The 16,455-nt window shown below is 32.3% G+C and carries 21 protein-coding genes and 1 other RNA gene; 7 read left to right on the top strand and 15 right to left on the bottom strand.

Features of this window, described 5'->3' with window-relative positions:
- Positions 1-36: 36 nt before the first annotated feature.
- The 10 genes from LC076_RS05475 to LC076_RS05525 all read right to left on the bottom strand — a co-directional run bounded on the left by LC076_RS05475 (position 37) and on the right by LC076_RS05525 (position 10,964).
- Positions 37-1,959, bottom strand: coding sequence for an ATP-dependent DNA helicase (locus LC076_RS05475; protein WP_226666799.1), 1,923 nt, complete (start codon positions 1,957-1,959; stop codon positions 37-39).
- A gap of 529 nt (positions 1,960-2,488) precedes the next feature.
- Positions 2,489-2,683 carry a hypothetical protein gene (locus LC076_RS05480; RefSeq protein ID WP_226666800.1) on the bottom strand — a complete coding sequence of 65 codons (195 nt, stop codon included), beginning with the start codon at positions 2,681-2,683 and terminating at the stop codon, positions 2,489-2,491.
- Between the two features lie 273 nt (positions 2,684-2,956).
- The gene (locus LC076_RS05485) at positions 2,957-3,142 is read right to left on the bottom strand and encodes a hypothetical protein (protein WP_226666802.1); all 186 of its coding nucleotides are present in this window, start codon (positions 3,140-3,142) and stop codon (positions 2,957-2,959) included.
- A gap of 82 nt (positions 3,143-3,224) precedes the next feature.
- A complete protein-coding gene (locus LC076_RS05490) occupies positions 3,225-4,364 on the bottom strand; it encodes a THUMP domain-containing class I SAM-dependent RNA methyltransferase (RefSeq protein ID WP_226666803.1) in 1,140 nt (379 codons plus the stop codon).
- Between the two features lie 667 nt (positions 4,365-5,031).
- Positions 5,032-5,422: RNase P RNA component class B (gene rnpB, locus LC076_RS05495), an RNA gene on the bottom strand.
- Between the two features lie 72 nt (positions 5,423-5,494).
- Positions 5,495-5,794: a cell division regulator GpsB gene (gene gpsB / locus LC076_RS05500; RefSeq protein ID WP_146946097.1), complete on the bottom strand. Its 300-nt coding sequence runs from the start codon at positions 5,792-5,794 to the stop codon at positions 5,495-5,497.
- Between the two features lie 128 nt (positions 5,795-5,922).
- Positions 5,923-6,483 (bottom strand): DUF1273 domain-containing protein, encoded by a 561-nt coding sequence (locus LC076_RS05505; RefSeq protein ID WP_226666805.1) that lies wholly within the window; start codon positions 6,481-6,483, stop codon positions 5,923-5,925.
- Positions 6,484-6,594: 111 nt separating this feature from the next.
- On the bottom strand, positions 6,595-6,873 hold the full coding sequence (locus LC076_RS05510) for a CotD family spore coat protein (RefSeq protein ID WP_226666807.1): 279 nt from the start codon (positions 6,871-6,873) through the stop codon (positions 6,595-6,597).
- A 546-nt stretch (positions 6,874-7,419) separates the two neighbouring features.
- Positions 7,420-8,688: a ribonuclease H-like domain-containing protein gene (locus tag LC076_RS05520; protein WP_226666810.1), complete on the bottom strand. Its 1,269-nt coding sequence runs from the start codon at positions 8,686-8,688 to the stop codon at positions 7,420-7,422.
- Positions 8,679-10,964, bottom strand: coding sequence for a DEAD/DEAH box helicase (locus tag LC076_RS05525; RefSeq protein ID WP_226666811.1), 2,286 nt, complete (start codon positions 10,962-10,964; stop codon positions 8,679-8,681). Before LC076_RS05525 ends, LC076_RS05520 begins: the two co-directional genes overlap by 10 nt.
- A gap of 481 nt (positions 10,965-11,445) precedes the next feature.
- Here LC076_RS05525 and LC076_RS05530 point away from each other — a divergent pair, with 481 nt between their 5' ends.
- A complete protein-coding gene (locus tag LC076_RS05530; protein WP_226666813.1) occupies positions 11,446-11,928 on the top strand; it encodes an Hsp20/alpha crystallin family protein in 483 nt (160 codons plus the stop codon).
- Between the two features lie 61 nt (positions 11,929-11,989).
- Here the strand turns inward: LC076_RS05530 and LC076_RS24115 are convergent, their stop codons facing one another.
- Positions 11,990-12,112: a hypothetical protein gene (locus LC076_RS24115; RefSeq protein ID WP_264191425.1), complete on the bottom strand. Its 123-nt coding sequence runs from the start codon at positions 12,110-12,112 to the stop codon at positions 11,990-11,992.
- A gap of 173 nt (positions 12,113-12,285) precedes the next feature.
- On the opposite strand from LC076_RS24115, the gene LC076_RS05535 reads away from it, so the two are divergent.
- The 4 genes from LC076_RS05535 (at position 12,286) to LC076_RS05550 (ending at position 13,218) form a co-directional block, all read left to right on the top strand.
- Positions 12,286-12,477 (top strand): hypothetical protein, encoded by a 192-nt coding sequence (locus LC076_RS05535; RefSeq protein ID WP_226666814.1) that lies wholly within the window; start codon positions 12,286-12,288, stop codon positions 12,475-12,477.
- A 5-nt stretch (positions 12,478-12,482) separates the two neighbouring features.
- Positions 12,483-12,731, top strand: coding sequence for a sigma-G-dependent sporulation-specific acid-soluble spore protein CsgA (locus tag LC076_RS05540; RefSeq protein WP_226666815.1), 249 nt, complete (start codon positions 12,483-12,485; stop codon positions 12,729-12,731).
- 102 nt (positions 12,732-12,833) lie between these two features.
- Positions 12,834-13,100 (top strand): hypothetical protein, encoded by a 267-nt coding sequence (locus tag LC076_RS05545; RefSeq protein WP_226666816.1) that lies wholly within the window; start codon positions 12,834-12,836, stop codon positions 13,098-13,100.
- Entirely contained in the window at positions 13,081-13,218 is a 138-nt protein-coding gene (locus tag LC076_RS05550; RefSeq protein WP_226666817.1) for a hypothetical protein, read from the top strand. Before LC076_RS05545 ends, LC076_RS05550 begins: the two co-directional genes overlap by 20 nt.
- Positions 13,219-13,301: 83 nt before the next feature.
- Here LC076_RS05550 and LC076_RS05555 read toward each other — a convergent pair whose 3' ends face one another.
- Positions 13,302-13,748 (bottom strand): YppG family protein, encoded by a 447-nt coding sequence (locus tag LC076_RS05555; protein ID WP_226666819.1) that lies wholly within the window; start codon positions 13,746-13,748, stop codon positions 13,302-13,304.
- A gap of 269 nt (positions 13,749-14,017) precedes the next feature.
- On the opposite strand from LC076_RS05555, the gene LC076_RS05560 reads away from it, so the two are divergent.
- A complete protein-coding gene (locus LC076_RS05560; protein ID WP_226666820.1) occupies positions 14,018-14,182 on the top strand; it encodes a hypothetical protein in 165 nt (54 codons plus the stop codon).
- 142 nt (positions 14,183-14,324) lie between these two features.
- On the opposite strand, the gene LC076_RS05565 is transcribed toward LC076_RS05560, so the two are convergent.
- Both LC076_RS05565 and LC076_RS05570 read right to left on the bottom strand, forming a co-directional pair.
- On the bottom strand, positions 14,325-14,690 hold the full coding sequence (locus tag LC076_RS05565; protein ID WP_226666821.1) for a DUF1798 family protein: 366 nt from the start codon (positions 14,688-14,690) through the stop codon (positions 14,325-14,327).
- Between the two features lie 56 nt (positions 14,691-14,746).
- On the bottom strand, positions 14,747-15,007 hold the full coding sequence (locus LC076_RS05570) for a hypothetical protein (RefSeq protein ID WP_226666822.1): 261 nt from the start codon (positions 15,005-15,007) through the stop codon (positions 14,747-14,749).
- A 175-nt stretch (positions 15,008-15,182) separates the two neighbouring features.
- Between LC076_RS05570 and LC076_RS05575 the strand changes: the two genes are divergently transcribed.
- Entirely contained in the window at positions 15,183-15,281 is a 99-nt protein-coding gene (locus LC076_RS05575) for a spore protein (RefSeq protein ID WP_226666824.1), read from the top strand.
- Between the two features lie 74 nt (positions 15,282-15,355).
- Here LC076_RS05575 and LC076_RS05580 read toward each other — a convergent pair whose 3' ends face one another.
- Positions 15,356-16,339, bottom strand: coding sequence for a DUF2515 family protein (locus LC076_RS05580; protein WP_226666825.1), 984 nt, complete (start codon positions 16,337-16,339; stop codon positions 15,356-15,358).
- Positions 16,340-16,455 lie beyond the last annotated feature (116 nt).

A 16,455-nucleotide genomic window follows, 5' to 3' on the forward strand; every position in this document is an offset into this window, starting at 1 on the left:
AGATAAAAAAATAGACAAGAAGCAATCTGCTCCTGCCTATCGAATAACTGATTTTACTGGTAAAATTGATTGGATTTGCTCTAAATATAATTGATCATTTTTTGAGTGGAAGATCGTAATAAAACCATGATCTTCATTTGTTCTAATTAGACGTCCAATACCTTGTCTTAGACGCAATAGCATATAAGGTAGGTCCACTTCCTGGAAAGGATTAACTTTGTCAGATCTTTTTGCCTCGAATACCGGATCTTCAGGTGGATATGGCAAAGACCAAATAATAACATTAGATAACGAAGGGCCAGGTATATCAAGACCTTCCCATAAATGTACAGCACAAAGGACTGCAGATTCATTTTTTTGAAATTCTTTTACTAATGAGCTGATTTCTTGATCACCTTCAAAAAGAACAGGAAAATCAACATCTATTTCTTTAATCATTGTTTTAAACAAGTTTAATTCTGCCTTAGAATTAAAAAGAACAAGACCCTTACCTTCTGTATTACGTAATTCTTCTAGTGTTTTAGAAAACTTCACTTCATTTTCTTCTTCATTGATCATTTGAAGTTTCATTTGCTCTTCATAATCAAATGGTGAATCAACCGATAGGGATAAATAATCCCTAATACCTAAGCTATTTGCGATAAATTCAAATGACTTATTTTCAGACAGTGTAGCAGATGAAAAGATAAAAGGAATTTTTGCAGAAAACACTTTCTCTTTAAGCACTTCTTCCACTTTTCTTGGCATAATGACTAAAGTATAATCAGATTCCTTTTCTTCAACCCAACTCACAGCACTTTTACTCTTTGTAAATAGTGATAATGAGTATTCCATTTGATCTATATACTCTTCGACTATTTTTAATTCATAATCGCCAATAGTATATAACTCACCCTCGAAAACAAGAGCCTCACTGATTTCTGATAACTTTCTTTGGAGGATTCCAGCATTTTTCTGTAATTTTTCTTTACTAGTAATCGACAGTCGATCAGATCCTTCAACATGACTTGTGTATGTTTGTAGATCATCAAAAAATTCATCATTAATTGCTAACGCATCTTCAACCAAATATGCAAGTTCTTCACGAATTTCATTTTGCAATAACCTTTCTAAAAAGTTTTGCAATGAACTCTGTTTTACTCGATAAGTTAAAGCCTTTTGAGCAGCAAACTCCAATAAATGTCCTTCATCAAATACAACACTACTATATTCTGGAAGAAGAGGAATTTGCCCTTCGCGCTTCCGTGAGTCAAAAGTCCAAACATGTTCCATAAAATAGTCATGTGAACAAACAATGATGTCAGTTGCTTTACGATAATGATCACGAGACAATGTTAAACCACAACGATGTCTTTGATTACAAGTGAAACAATCTTGAAAACTATCCCAACCAACACGTTCCCACTCTTCATCTGAAAAATGACCAAATTCTTTTCGATCTCCATATGGAGTAAACTGCTGCATTCCTGCTTTTTCATGAACAAAATCAGGTAATGATTCATAAAGATCTAAATATTTTTCTTCACCTGTTTTTTGAATCGTCTCATCTAGCTTGTTTAAACATAAATATTGACTATGTGTTTTACTTAATCGAACATCCATATTCAAATCTAAAAATTTAGTTAATTTGGCAATGTCGCCTTCTTGTTTTACTAATTGTTCAATTAATGTTTCATCTGCACATGCAATTATTGCAGGTTTACCAGTATATCTCGCATAAGATAATGCATAAAGCAAATAGACAATGGTTTTACCAGTACCTACTCCAGCTTCTGCAAACATAACCTTCTTTTCTTGATAAGCTCTTTCTAATTGAAAGGCCATGAAGATCTGTTCATCTCTTAACTCAAAGCCTTGGTCTGGAAGGATATCATAAAAAACATCTCCTATCCAGTTATTTAAAGCTTGGTAAAAGCTCTCATCCTTTGATATAGCAAAAGGCAAACGTGATGTAACCATAGACGTTACCTCCAATTAATCTTTTTTACCGTAAATTTTAATTATCATATTATTAAGACCAAAAGTCAATTTTAAAATCTCTATTATACAAGTTCAAAGTAAGATGAAATATATATGTTATGAAAAATCAGTAGGATCAGAGTTATGAAAGAAATCTATTATGTATCACTTTGTTACAATTTGAAAAATGAGATTTTTTAATTAAGGCTCCAGATTTAGCTTTAGTATAGCCTATTTATCAAGGCTTTTCCCTTAAACTTTTGTTGTTTTCAGAAGCCTATTTGAAACATCTATGTATAAAGTTTAGTTGCATCTTTTCTTCTAGATAAGTACCATTTATTCGATAAAAAGACTTTTTTCAACAGATAATTAAGGTAACTAGCAACCTTCTTTCAGAAAGAGCCTAATAAAAGTCAGATAGCTTATTTTATTCAGATCTGTTCTAAAAAAACACGAAGAAAATCTTGCAAGAAAAACGTTATATAGCAAAAAAAAGAGAGTTTGCTCACATATTGAGCTACTCTGCTAACTAATGATTATAGAGTGTTTCTATAATTAATCGATGATCAATAGAGGTTGTATATGAAAGTGATTCAATCATATCAGCTTTTGCTTGAGTGACTTGAAGAATCGAGGGATCATCAAAATCAACCTTTTCTTCTAAAGCTTTTTGTGTTGAATCCAAAGCTTTTGCAATTAATTTAAATTGATCATCTTGATACATCTATTTGTCCCAACCTTTCACGATTAACCAATACAATTTTCTAGAGCACTTTGCCCTCCAATTACTAGAGGGAATAGTATTAGCATGTCCAAATGTTCTTATATTATTCAGAAAGTGCACTCAGAAGTCATATTTATAAACGTGAAAAATATGAGCATATAATAATAGGATCCTTATAGTAAAAAATACTGTTTTCACTTCAAATTTGGTTACATAGCAACAATCGTTCAGAAAAGAGCACTTATTAATAAGCTAAAAAAACGAAGAGTAAGTTCACTCTTCGTTTCCAACTGGTTTATATCCCATTTGATTTAATTCGTTTGTTAAATTTTCTGGCGTTACTATGAAATAGGTTTTTCCCTCATCATTAGTAATAATAATTTCAGTGGGACTAGCATCTACTTGAGCAGCATCAAGTGAAAAATATTTCGGTCCAAGTATTTCAGTTATTGATGTCATGATAATCACTCCTTGTTATGATTATATCAAGTTTAATTACCTTATAATAGATAATAATCAAAAAAACAAAATATTTAACCCTCTAATTTCTAGGTGGGCGAACATTAGACCAATATTGATAAAAATCTGTTTTGATAAATCCATTAAACAGTTTTCGTTTTTTTGTAGCTGGTTTTCCATATAATTCTTCAAAACCTTCATGGGAAGTTAGCATATAAACACTCCATGTATCCAGTGAAGCGAAAGCCTGTCCCATTTCTTTGTACAATTGTTCAACTTCTCTTTTTTCTCCTAATCGCTCACCATATGGAGGATTACCTACAATCACGCCAAAATCTTTGGTGGTTGTGAAATCTCTAACCTGCATCTGTTTAAATTGAATAAATTCTGAAAGTCCTGCTTCTTCAGCATTTTCTTTTGCAATGTTTACCATTCTATGATCAATATCTGATGCTTGAATATCAAGCGGTTGATCATATTTTGCCTTATCTTCTACTTCTTGTCTAGCTAAATCCCACTTGTCTTTACCAATCCAATCCCACGCTTCAGAAGAGAATTCACGGTTGAAGCCAGGAGCAATATTTTGCCCAATCATAGCAGCTTCAAGTGGAATTGTTCCAGATCCACAAAACGGATCCACAAATGGACGGTCAGGATTCCATCTTGTTAATAATACAAGTGCTGCAGCGAGTGTTTCTTTGATAGGTGCACCACCTTGGTCCATCCTAAATCCACGTTTATGTAATCCAGCACCACTTGCATCAATTGTAATTGTAGCAACATCTTTTAATAATGCCACCTCAATACGGTAAAATGGACCATTTTCACTAAGCCAGCCTTCCGTTTTATAGTGGGATTTTAGTTTTTCAACAACAGCCTTCTTCACAATCGCTTGACAATCTGGCACACTAGCTAAAGTAGATTTTACTGATTTACCTATAACCGGAAACTCTGCGTTTATTGGTAAATAATCGTCCCAGTTAAGCGCTTTTGTTTTTTCAAACAATTCATCAAAGGTTTTTGCCTGGAATTCTCCAACTTTAATTTTTATTCGATCAGCTGTTCTAAGCCACAAGTTCGAACGACAAATTGCTAATTCATCACCTTCAAATGTCACTTTCCCATTTTCCACCTGACAATCATAACCTAAGTCTTTTACTTCCTTACCTACTATTGCTTCTAACCCCATTGCGGAAGTTGCAATTAATGATAATTTATTCATCATTCACCCTGCCTTACCTATTTTATTTCGTCCTTTTTATATACATAATTGTCTACATATATAAATGATATCCAAATTTACTATGTATAGAAATGTTAATCAAAATTAATCTAAAGGGTTGAAATTGTATTATTTATTCTAACATCATTGTAAGTTAAATTCTATTTAATGAGAAGGATATGTTAAATTAAATGATTTTTTGTATTTTGTAAGATGTAGGCTGGGACAAAAGTATTTTAACAAAATAGAAACCTAATAATTGTTGTAAATGTAGTTTGCCGCTCCTGAAATATACTCCGCTTTCCGCGGGAAGCTGGCAAGCCTCCTCGTGCTACGCACTGTGGGGTCTAGCCGTTGCTTTTCATCCCGCAGGAGTCTACGTATATTTCATACGCTAATCCCAGCCTCTTCTACTTTGAGAAGTCTTCAATGAGAAACGCCACAGGTGCTAAAACTTATATTACAGACTTTATTAAGTGCTGTTATCTTCAAAGTTGTCAAAGCAAATAAGTTTTCGAAAGCAGCCTTTTAAAAAGAATATTATTTCTTTATTTCGAAACATACTTGAACTAGAAACCATAACTAGGTCCTAATACTTTTAATCTAAAAAAAGGACTGATCAAATCAGCCCTTTGTTAGTTATTTTCTATAAAACTAATTAATAACGTTCGATAAGCCATGTTTTGTTCCATTGTACTACAAACGGCAAAGCCTCGTACTCAGGTGGTAATCATCTATCTACAAAAGCTAAAAGCTCTTGTCCTTCTCTTCGTTCAATTCCTCCAAGAAGGTGCCCCTACCATAATTTGGGTTTCTCGCTCGTGGGGTTTACCTCGTTCCACTCTTACGATTTCTCGGAAGACTCCGTCACTGTGGCACTTTCAAGGTATTCAAGCCATATCCAAGGACTTAGGCTTTTTCCCTGCCGTCAACCAAGCGTGAGCTTTAGCTGCCCTAGCTTATGAATTCGCTAGGCACGAACACTACGGGCATCTCAGCACCGTGCGAGCATGGACTTTCCTCTACAACCCTATAGATTGCAGCGATTACCTGAACGTTATTAATAAAACGACAAGACTTAGTATACCTAATTATTACTTATAAAACAAGTGGAATATTTTAGGAACTAATCAATCGTATAATTTACTTCCGAAAACATGTTTCTCTAGATTAGATAGTCTTTTTAAAATATCAAAGTTCGTTGTATTTGTTTGTACTGGGGTTTGTTTTTTATATGTATCATCCAGTTGTTTTTTCAAACGTAAGTTTTCTTGTTGCAAATCTTCAATTTCTTGATGAAACGTTTCGTAATCTTTAATAACAAGGTCAAGGAATTTATCTACTTCTTCCTGTTTATAACCTCTTACACCTGATTTAAATTCTTTTTCTAAAATTTCTTTAGCTGTTAATTTAACTTTATCTGAAAGCATTTTATCCACCTCAATTTACCGAAGTCATCAACCTTTATTTTTTCAGAAAACTTTCAAAATGTCAATTTAACTTTTTTGATTATTATTCTTAAAATAAGGCTTTGCTGAAAGTGCAGTTTTTCAATTTGTCACCAAATATCATTGTTTTTCATATTCTCTTCTTCTACAACGACTTGTAAATCGGAAAAATTAATTGTTTCAACGTAATAGTCCTTCACTTCTTGCTTTTTTCGTGCTACTTCTAAAAGAAACTTAGGAGAACCTTGTTTTTCTTCATCATAGATTAACAATAGCCCATCACTTTTATTAACAAGGAAATCATTTTTTTGTCGAAATTGTAAAGGACTTTCATACTCCCTCTTTGTAATGCTATCTACATAATCTGCCTGTGAAACGATTAATTCGTAATATTCCTTATTTACTTCATTCCATTTACTTTCTTGATTCAAAAATGGCGTTAAAATTGCGAGTCTTAAGTCCGGATATTCAATCTGCAAATCAAAGACCACTTCAGCTGCCCATAATTCAACACCCATTTGACCACTAATAATGACCCACTCTAGTCCTTCTTCAACAAGGGAAATCAGTGTTTTTTCTATTGCTTTCTTTATATATGTTACAGCTTGGTCATCATTTTTGAAAATACCCAATTCAAATGACTTATACCCTGATATTGTTACTACTTTCAAGTAAATCACCTTATCATTATACGAGCTATATATCTATATTATAACAAAAGAAAGAATTGAATGGAAAATATTAAGAAAGGAGCTGAAAATTCAGCTCCTAAAGAATAATAATTATCCGAAAAATGGACCAGGGCCAAAACCTGGACGAGGAACAGGAGCTCCTTGACCGAAACCTGGTGTTGGACCATACACATTAAAATGTTGGTGAGAAACTTGATTTTCTACAGATTGTGTTTGCGGGAAATAGTGTTGGTGCTTAAAGAACTCATTATTTACCGTTGTTGTGTGTTGTGGATGAATGTGTGGTACGATCGTCTCAGAATAATTATTGTTAACACAGCATTTTGTTGGGTGTACAATTGGTGCCATTACATTTGGTCTGCAATGCATATTACATTCTCCTTTCAATCATTTAACTTATCTTACACTAATAGCCTATGATGAAAGGTACATACATGTACTAATGCAAAAACCTAATTTTTATAAAAAAGCATAAAAACTTTCCTTAAAGTTTGAAAAAATAAAGATTGTTAAAACAATTACGATGAAAAACAAATATAATATCCCTTTATACAAAATACTCTTCTCCCTTATTGATATGGCTTTTTCGTAAACATTGTTGCTTCTAAAAGGGAATATTTAGCGCTGTCGGGTCATGAAATTTTTGTTTAAAAGCTAATACTTCTTTCCGGTATATGTGTGATGAGTCTTTTACCCTTTAAGCTTCTATAGTATCTATAACCTCGGAAAAGTTGAATTCCCTTCCCACGAGTTAACCATAACAACCATGTATAGTCTTGTTTGACTCACAATACAATAATCTTTTAGAAAGAGCCTGAATGTTTTACAACTATATATTACATGGTTCTGCAAAAACCTACAATTACTATTTAATAAATTCATATAATCTTAAGATTTTAGAGATTATTGACGAATTCACTCATTTTTTGCGCTTGCCCGGGGAATATTTTTGGAATATTTCTTCATTAATCTGCTTAGTCGTTTTTCAATCTCAACTCCACAATCCTTATTTAGCTCCACTTGATTATCGTTAATCGAAGCAGAGACAATTTCACAATAAAAAATCGCTTTTTTATAATTTTTCTCTTTGTGTTCATAATATTTAGCTAATTCAATTGCTGCCTTTTCTTTTGTACCTTTTTTATTTATTTGAAGAATCTCGTTCCATACTTTAATTGCTTCATCCCAATTCTTCTGTTTTTTATAATGAAGTGATAACGCAAGCTTAGCTTTATCTTCTTGCTTCGAGTCTTTATTCAATAGCGTTTTATAAGAGTTGATAGCTGATTTTTCATCACCAACATAATCTAACCACCTAGCAATCTCATAATGCTCTTCTCCACTTGCTTCTTGATCTGTTTTTAATATCTTCAAAGATAAGTGAATATATAAAGTGATTAATGAGAGTACATCAATTTCATTATGCTTTAAAACACCTGTTATGATTTCAGGTTGTTGCTGTTTAACAAACTGAAAATAAAGCATAGGAGCTAAATACCCTGGAACATCGTCTTCTCGGGTAATTCCCAAGATCTCTGACTCTACTATTGATAAACGTACAGATTCTAATTCGTTTTTCCACAATCTTCTTGCTGCATGAAACAAATCAAAATGACCGAAAGATGGTAGACTAGGCACTGAGTTTCGAATTAACATATGGCGCGTTTTCACCTGTGGCCAATCAAAGGCTTTACCATTATACGTGACAAGTGTTTTACTATTAATTCCTTGCAGAAAATACTTATATAATGCTACCTCATTTCCCGGCTGCGGTAATAAATATTGTCTAACGACAACACGATCATGAAATACTTGTGCTTGCCCTAATAAAAAGATCGTATTGCCTACACCTCCACCTAATCCTGTTGTTTCAGTATCGAAAAAAAAGAGATCGCTAGACTTGTGACCTTTTGAAGTTAAAGGATGTGCAGAATCACTGTTATTCCAGAGAGAGACAACATCATGAAAATCTCCGAGCTTGTAATGTCCATGCTTAAAATCAAGAGGATAAATAACTTCTCTTATAAAGCATTTCTGTCCATCAAATTGATAGACAGCTGTATCAAATTGCTTCCATTGTAGATCAGTCTCATTTATCACTGAATGATCTTCTTGATTTAATGGAAGATCATGATCTCTTACAATGTTTTGCTTTAATCTATTAAGTTTATTCTTTAATGACATCTTGCCTCATCCTTTATGTTTCCTAGTAAATAATGAGTATCAGTTTTAACTGTTTTCGAAACGGTTCCTGCACCAATACATGAAGGACACCCTTCAAGACACGGACATTTCTCTATTAACTTCATTGCTTCAGCTATTACATCATTCATAGTTTCATATAATTTTTTAGACAAACCAACTCCACCAGGATACCTATCATATAAAAATATTGTCGGTTTGTTATTATGAACAGCTTTAATCTGCGCTACTACATGTAAATCTGACGGGTCACACATTACTTTTAAGGGTGCGACATGCTGTAACACATGTGCTGCTCCAACTAATGACTCCTCTACTTGTTTCAGAGAAAGTTTTTCTAGTACCATATCACTTAAAGTAACCCAAGCTGAGTTTGTATGCAACTCTTCCTCAGGTAAGTGAATTGGACCTGATCCAATATTTTCATGTGTATCGAATTTAATTTTCTTGAAGATCGTTGCCATTGCTTGGACAGTCACGTCTCCATATCCAATTAATACTCCATTTGCTTCTTGTTGCAAATCCTCTTCAAGAACTTTTAGCTGAACAGCGAGGTTTGCGTCTGTAAAATAATCCACATCTACTTCCCTAACGAAGGCTTTCTTCTCTTCCCAATCTAGCTTCTCTACTTGAAATTGAACACCTTGATGTAAATATATCGCCTCATCGTGAAGTAATGTCATAGCACTAAATCGATCCATTTCACCGATAACTTTCACATTAGCAATATCCGTTTGATCAATGATAATAACATTTTCTTGTGAAGCTGAGCGCAGACTAATATTGTGGGCTGGAAAAGAATCATTCATCCAATGGTAGGTCTCATTGTTAAAATACAAAACCCGTTCTTCGGCTAAAAATTGTAAAATATCTTCTAAATCCAATCCATCAAAAGTTTCACCAACCTTAAAAGGAAGCTCAAATGCAGCACATTTTAAATGATCAACTAAAACAACAAGATTATCAGGATTAATAATCGCTGTTTCAGGATTTTGTTCAAAGAAATAGTGAGGATTTTGAATAATATATTGATCAAGTGGACTTGAACTAGCTACCATTAAAATAACGGCTTCTCCTTGTCTTCTTCCTGCCCTACCTGCTTGCTGCCAAGCACTTGCAATTGTACCTGGATACCCAGTCATAATACACACCTGTAAGCTTCCGATATCAACTCCAAGTTCTAAAGCATTCGTACTTACTACACCTAAAACATCTCCATTTCGTAATCCCTTCTCTATTTCTCTCCTTTGCTTAGGCAAATATCCCCCTCTATACCCTTGAATCGATTTTTTTATCAATTCATTTTTTACCAACTCATGTAAATAAGTTAAAATAATTTCTACTCTTACACGACTTCTAGCAAATACTATCGTTTGAATTTTATTTTTCAAAAATTTACCTGCTAGTCTTCTTACCTCTAATGTTGCACTTCTTCTTATATTTAAAGGCTTATTAACAATTGGCGGATTATAAAAAATAAAATGCTTCTTACTAGCTGGTGCACCATTTTTATTTATTAAGTTCATCGATGTTCCGGTTAATGTTTCAGCTAATTCCTTAGGATTTGCAATCGTTGCCGATGTACAAATAAACTGCGGGTTACTTCCGTAAAAGCGGCAAATTCGTTTAAGCCTTCTTATTACATTAGACACATGACTGCCAAAGATTCCTCTATAAATATGAAGTTCATCAATGACTATATATTTTAAGTTTTCAAATAAGGAAACCCATTTTGTATGATGAGGTAAAATGGCTGAATGAAGCATATCAGGATTAGTAATAACAATATGTCCAGCTTTTCTAACCTTTTGACGTATAGCTGGTGATGTATCTCCATCATATGTATACGAATTCAACTGAACACCCATTTCACTGATTATTTCATTTAACTCTGATTTTTGATCTTGCGCTAATGCCTTAGTTGGAAAAAGATATAAAGCACGACTTGATTCATCTTCTAAAATTTTCTGTAGTACAGGTAGGTTATAACATAAGGTTTTTCCAGAGGCTGTAGGGGTAACTGCAACAAAATTTGTTCCTGACTTAGCATAATGAAATGCTTCACTTTGATGTGAGTATAATTGAGAAATTCCTCTTTTTTCTAGAGCCATCTTTAAACGAGAGTCTATATTATCAGGCAGTTCGACTGACTCAGCCGTTTTGGCTGGTATTGTCTTCCAGTGGACAATTTGTTCATTAAATTCCTTATCTTCTTTCAATGATTGCAGAAGACTTGATAATGATTTCTTAAATTCCATTTCTTCACCTCATTACTAATACTCATGTGTAGATTCGGTATCTCTTATTCTACCGAATAAACGTTCGTAAATAAAGTGTTTTATAAAAAATCGCTCTTTTCAAGAAGATTATTGCTTATCGACGTATTTATAAGTTAGAGCCCATTTTATAGCAATAAATGGGCGACCAGTTCAAGAAACGATACCACTAGACTTTATTCAGATTTATTTTTATCAGGATTCTGAATCCACAAAACCAATACAATCCAAATACTAAAACCAAAGAGCTAGCTACGTTATAAACTAAGAGCTTTTTCATGTACAAAAAGATCACTGAAAAAATGGCGTGAATTCAAATTTCCCTCACTCATTCATTAACTTCGATTAAGAGATAAGATTTTTACTTCTTCAAAAAAGAAATTACCAATAATATTAATAACCAATTAATAGCTTCATCATATAATAATTTGAATTTTATTACAGTGGATAAGGAGGATTGATTATGAAGAACAAAGATGAGTTATCAAATCATGATCAAAATCAAACATTAGAAAGTTTTGATTTTTTTCAAATTGTAGATCAGTTTTTCAGATCTGAACCATTAAAACAATTTTTGAGTGAATTTGATACAATACTTGAACAATCTTTTCCTCATAAATCAATATCAGTAAATACTTTTGAAACGGACAAAACTTGTGTGATTGAGCTGCAAATTCCACCAGTAAAGAAAGAACAAATAAAATTGGAACTCTATGACCAATACCTTACAATACACATTACGAATAGAGAAGAAATAAAAGAATACAACGAAAATTCCTCTACTTTTCGAAATTATACATCACTAGATAGTTTATCAAAGACCATTTTATTACCATATCAAGTTGATGAAAATGATATAAAAACAACTTATAAAGAAGGTTCTCTTTTCGTAACCATCCCTAAAAAATCAAAGAAAATTTTCATTCAAGATGAATCACAACTTTAATATAGTCATCCTTATCAGTTAAACAAGGGTAGATAATTTAGTTTCTACCCTTGTTGCTTTGTTAACTATTTTTATGTGATTTGCTGCCATACTTAGGATTTTCTTCTGGTGTAGGATCTTTTGCTAAATCTTTAGCTGAATTTGTTACCTCATTTTTATTATGAATACTTTGTTTTTTACTCATGCTCTTCCCTCCTTTTTACCTTTTTTATAGATTTACTATTTTTCATTAACTTAGTCTAAACATTTTGAGATGTAATAAATCTCTTACAACACAACTTATTAAAAAAAATCCATATTTTGTTTAGCAAGAAATAACCCATGAATCAAACACTACTATATGGAGGTGTTAACAATATGAGAAAAAACATTAAGAATGAGAAAATGCCTGATTTCAAACAGCTTGATGATCGAATAATTGCAGAACCTTCAACATCACCAAGCCTAGTTATAAAAACAAATCTCGATACAGAAAATGTCTCAGAGGAAAACCCTTACATTAATAACAATAATTCTTCAAATGATTTAAAATCTTTTTTTAAGGACTGATCATATTGGACTTCACTTTAAATTATTTAAAAGAAGCATTGTCAAATTATGATAGAAGCTCTGTATGTCATCGAATTGTGGATAAATTAGAAATGAAATCCTTTCCAAATGAGCGTGATTTTGTGTTTTCTTTGGAGGATGATGAGGTCCAATTTTTAAACAATGTGTTACCTGATGAAATAAAATACGCATTTAATGAACAAGATTTTATTAGAGGCAATCAACTGAATGAGGTTTATGAGTTATTAATCTAGATTGATCATCAATTTATGTGTTATGAAAAAGTCTCCTCTAAGTCTTTTCTATAAATTTAAAAAAGAAACCCTATTTCATAAAATATTTTATGGAGGCAATTAATGAATAGAAATAGTAACCATTACATTAATATAAAGTTTCAAACTGGAGCAATTGATTCTGAGGGCGTAAATGGATGTCAAGTGGAAGATGTTATTAGCGTCCTTGTAGATAAACTAAAATCACATCAAAATGGTGAGTTTGCTTGTCCAGAAAATTCTATTGCAATTACAAATCTCCAAAGCGCTAACTATGCCTTACGTGTAAGGAAAGAAAGACTTGAAAATAAAGAAAGAGAGCATGAACATCATGAAATTTATGAACACTAAACAATTCTCAGATACAAATATAGAAGAAGTTAAACGTTTAAATGCTCAATCAGGATTATCTTATAATGAAATTAAGGAAAAACTAGCAATAGAATATTTACGAAGTCACCAAAAGTAAGAAGTTTATTGGGGAGGTTAGCCCCCTCCCCATTTTTTAGATAACTTTTTTTAAAAAACATAAACTTTTTAAATAATTTCTCTTTAAGGCTTAAAGATTGATGTTACGCCTTTAAACAATCCTCCCATTTGGTTAACAGCACTCATCATTTGACCTGCCGTATCCATCATTTTATTAAAATCAAATTGACCATCATTTTTTTTGAATTGTGAAAGAACATTTTGAAATCCTGAAGGTTGTTGTTTAAAATATGGCATCGGTTTTGGATAAGGTGTTGGAAATGGTGTATTCATTGGTCCATTTAAATGTCCATTATTATAATTATTTACAAATTGTTGTTGTGGATTTTGTTGATATGTTTGTTGTTGATACAGATAAGGTACTTGTTGCCCATTAAAACCGTTCACATTTGAATTGGTATTGTAATGAAAAGACTGTTGGTCATACTCATTATAATTTGGAAATTGTTGATAGTAACCCTCATTTCTTCGTTGTGATCTTCTTATAAAATACGGATATTGTTGATACAAGAGTGTTCCTCCTCTCATCATTAAACCATTGTTTCTATATATTATGATCCTTTCGCCCACTAGGTGAAAAATTTCATCAATAAGTTTTAATATGCAGGCTTTGTTAAATACTCGTTGTTGATAGCCGTCAGAGGCACTCTCTTTTAGAGGAAAAAATGTTAAATATCAACATTGAGCTTAAACTTAGTAAATATGTAAAAATTTGAATACATGTTTGATCGGTGGATTGCTCATATTAGGAGAGAATCTATTAAAGGAGGTTTTTTCTTATGGCAAGAGGAAAACATTTTAATCATAAAGAAAAGGGCCATGAACCTACAATATCAGAACAAGGACAACCAGTAGCAGGCAAAGAGACAGAACGAGTAGGGTATGCTATTGAACCAGTGGCATCAGAAGGAGACCGTCCTGTATCGATCAAAGTTGAGGAATAGAGATAAGGTATTGATGTTAATTTAATGAAAAAGCTCTGTCTACTAATTGTTAACCCACAAGGAGATGATTTCAAATATTCTCTTCGTGGGTTAGCACACTGTATAACAAAGCCAAAATAAAAAGACTAACTATATTAGCTAGTCACCTTTGATAATCATTAATCTCATTCAGTATACTTTTCAATACATATTCTACTGAATTGTGTAAATTATTAAATCTTTGCTTGTTTATATCTTTATAAAATGATTGTAAAACAACCTGTTCAATATTATCAATTGTTGAATCAATTTGTGCAGAATGTATATATTTAGGTTTATTTATTTTAACCCATTGATCTGCTTCTGGTTTCCAATCCTTGATTTTTTCAGAAGCTAAATCAAATGCTGGTTTTACTTCTCGAAAAAACAAGTCTTCTGTTTTTTCTGGTTTTTCCTTTAATAATTCAAACCTTTTTTTACAATCTTCTAGAAGCAAAAGTAATTCTCTAGACAACATGATTAGGTTCATAACACTCACCTCAAACTAATCATATCAAAATCTACAATAATTCGCACATTTATCTCTTAAGCATTTGTTGCCATTAGTGAAAAGTAGGAAGATTTTGTACTATTTTGATCATTCTTTTTATGTGGTAGTTTTGATTGTATGCAAAGCAAAACCTCTGTTAATTGTTGATCAACTTGCTTAACTTCTTCCGTAAGATTATGTTCAAATTCATAAGTCGAAGAAGCTTTTACATTAAAAGTACTCTCAAGTTTATTTAATTCAAGTTCTAATTCCGCTAATTTCTCTTCAATTTCAGTTTTAGACATGATTTTATTCATCTTTCTCCCTCCCCTTTCATGCTAGTATTCGTCACCACTTCTTTACAACCTTCTTGGTTGACAAAACTAGTTTCCATTCGTCAAAGAAAGTGCAATTACACATTGTTCGACATCTGAAATCGACTGAATGGAAATTGATATGTTAGGTCAAAATAAGGGTTAGGAGGTGCTTATAATGGCAAAAAAACCAAAAGATAAACAACAAACTTCTGACGATAAAGCTCGTATTCCAGGAGACAAAAAATTAGATGGACCAAACCGTCCGTCTACTTAAACATTCGTAGTATTTAAAATGTAAACATTTTATTTTTTTACTAAAAAGCAAGGATCTTAATCCTTGCTTTTTAGTTATCCATTTCTGATATATTCTTTTAGGATGGATAACAAATGCAGTTGATCTTGTTTATGGCTAAACCACTCTGTTAATTCATATTTATTAGGGATATTAATTTCTTTAAACCACTTTTCGGTATTTTGCTCGTGAAACCAATCTTTTTTATTTTCGTCTAAGGGATGTGAAACCATTGGATAAGTTGTACGTAATAAAGGTGTTTCCCTTTTTCTTTTTACGGGCATATAAAACTCATAATCAAATCTTGTGCCAGTATGAACAACTGTTTTTGCAAATGCAGTAAATTCATCATATAAACCTGAATGAAACATAAGCCAAGCAAGTCTTTTACCCAATTCTATACGCTTAGTTAGATGGTTAAATTGATAAACGGAAAAACCAAATAATTTACCTTGTAAGGTAGGAAATACAACCGTGCTGAAATGAAGCAATTCCTGTAAACGAAAATTTTTGGATTTGAATATATGTTTTTTATAAAGCTTATGCTCTATTACCGGCCCTTGTATCACATTCTGTTCATTAATAATTAATGCAGTTACTAAGTGATCTATTTCAGCTTTTTTCCAAAAGTGCTCCCATTCCTTTATCATAAATGATGATACATCAAATTCTTTTAATAAATAAAATAAAGGTTTATTATATCTTTTTGAGAACTCATAAATTAATAATTGTGGAAAGGCGTCACGGAATATCAACCAATTAGCTCGTTCATATGTCATAAATAACAAGCTTCGGACTTCTTCATTCAGAGCTTTTCGAAACCAAGTTCCTTTTAAGTCAGTCATACTCCACCCAGCATTTCGTGAGACCATACCAGCTAAAAAGGCCCAACGTATTTCTGGAAAGCGAAAATAAAAATTTTCGTATGCTTTTGTTCTTGAGATATTATCCAAGTTATTAATTTTAGTCGTAGTTGATATATATTCGATTAACTCTTTATCTGTTTTAAAGCTCATATCTTTTATAATGTTACTAAACATCGTACCACCTCATATGTATAGGCTTTCCTGAAGGAATTAAATGTACACATTAACAAAATTGAAACTTTTATATCATTTCTTTTCTGTTTTTTTTGGTATGATAGGTAGTAGTTTTA

The sequence above is a fragment of the Metabacillus litoralis genome, from assembly GCF_020524045.1.
Classification (GTDB): domain Bacteria; phylum Bacillota; class Bacilli; order Bacillales; family Bacillaceae; genus Metabacillus; species Metabacillus litoralis_C.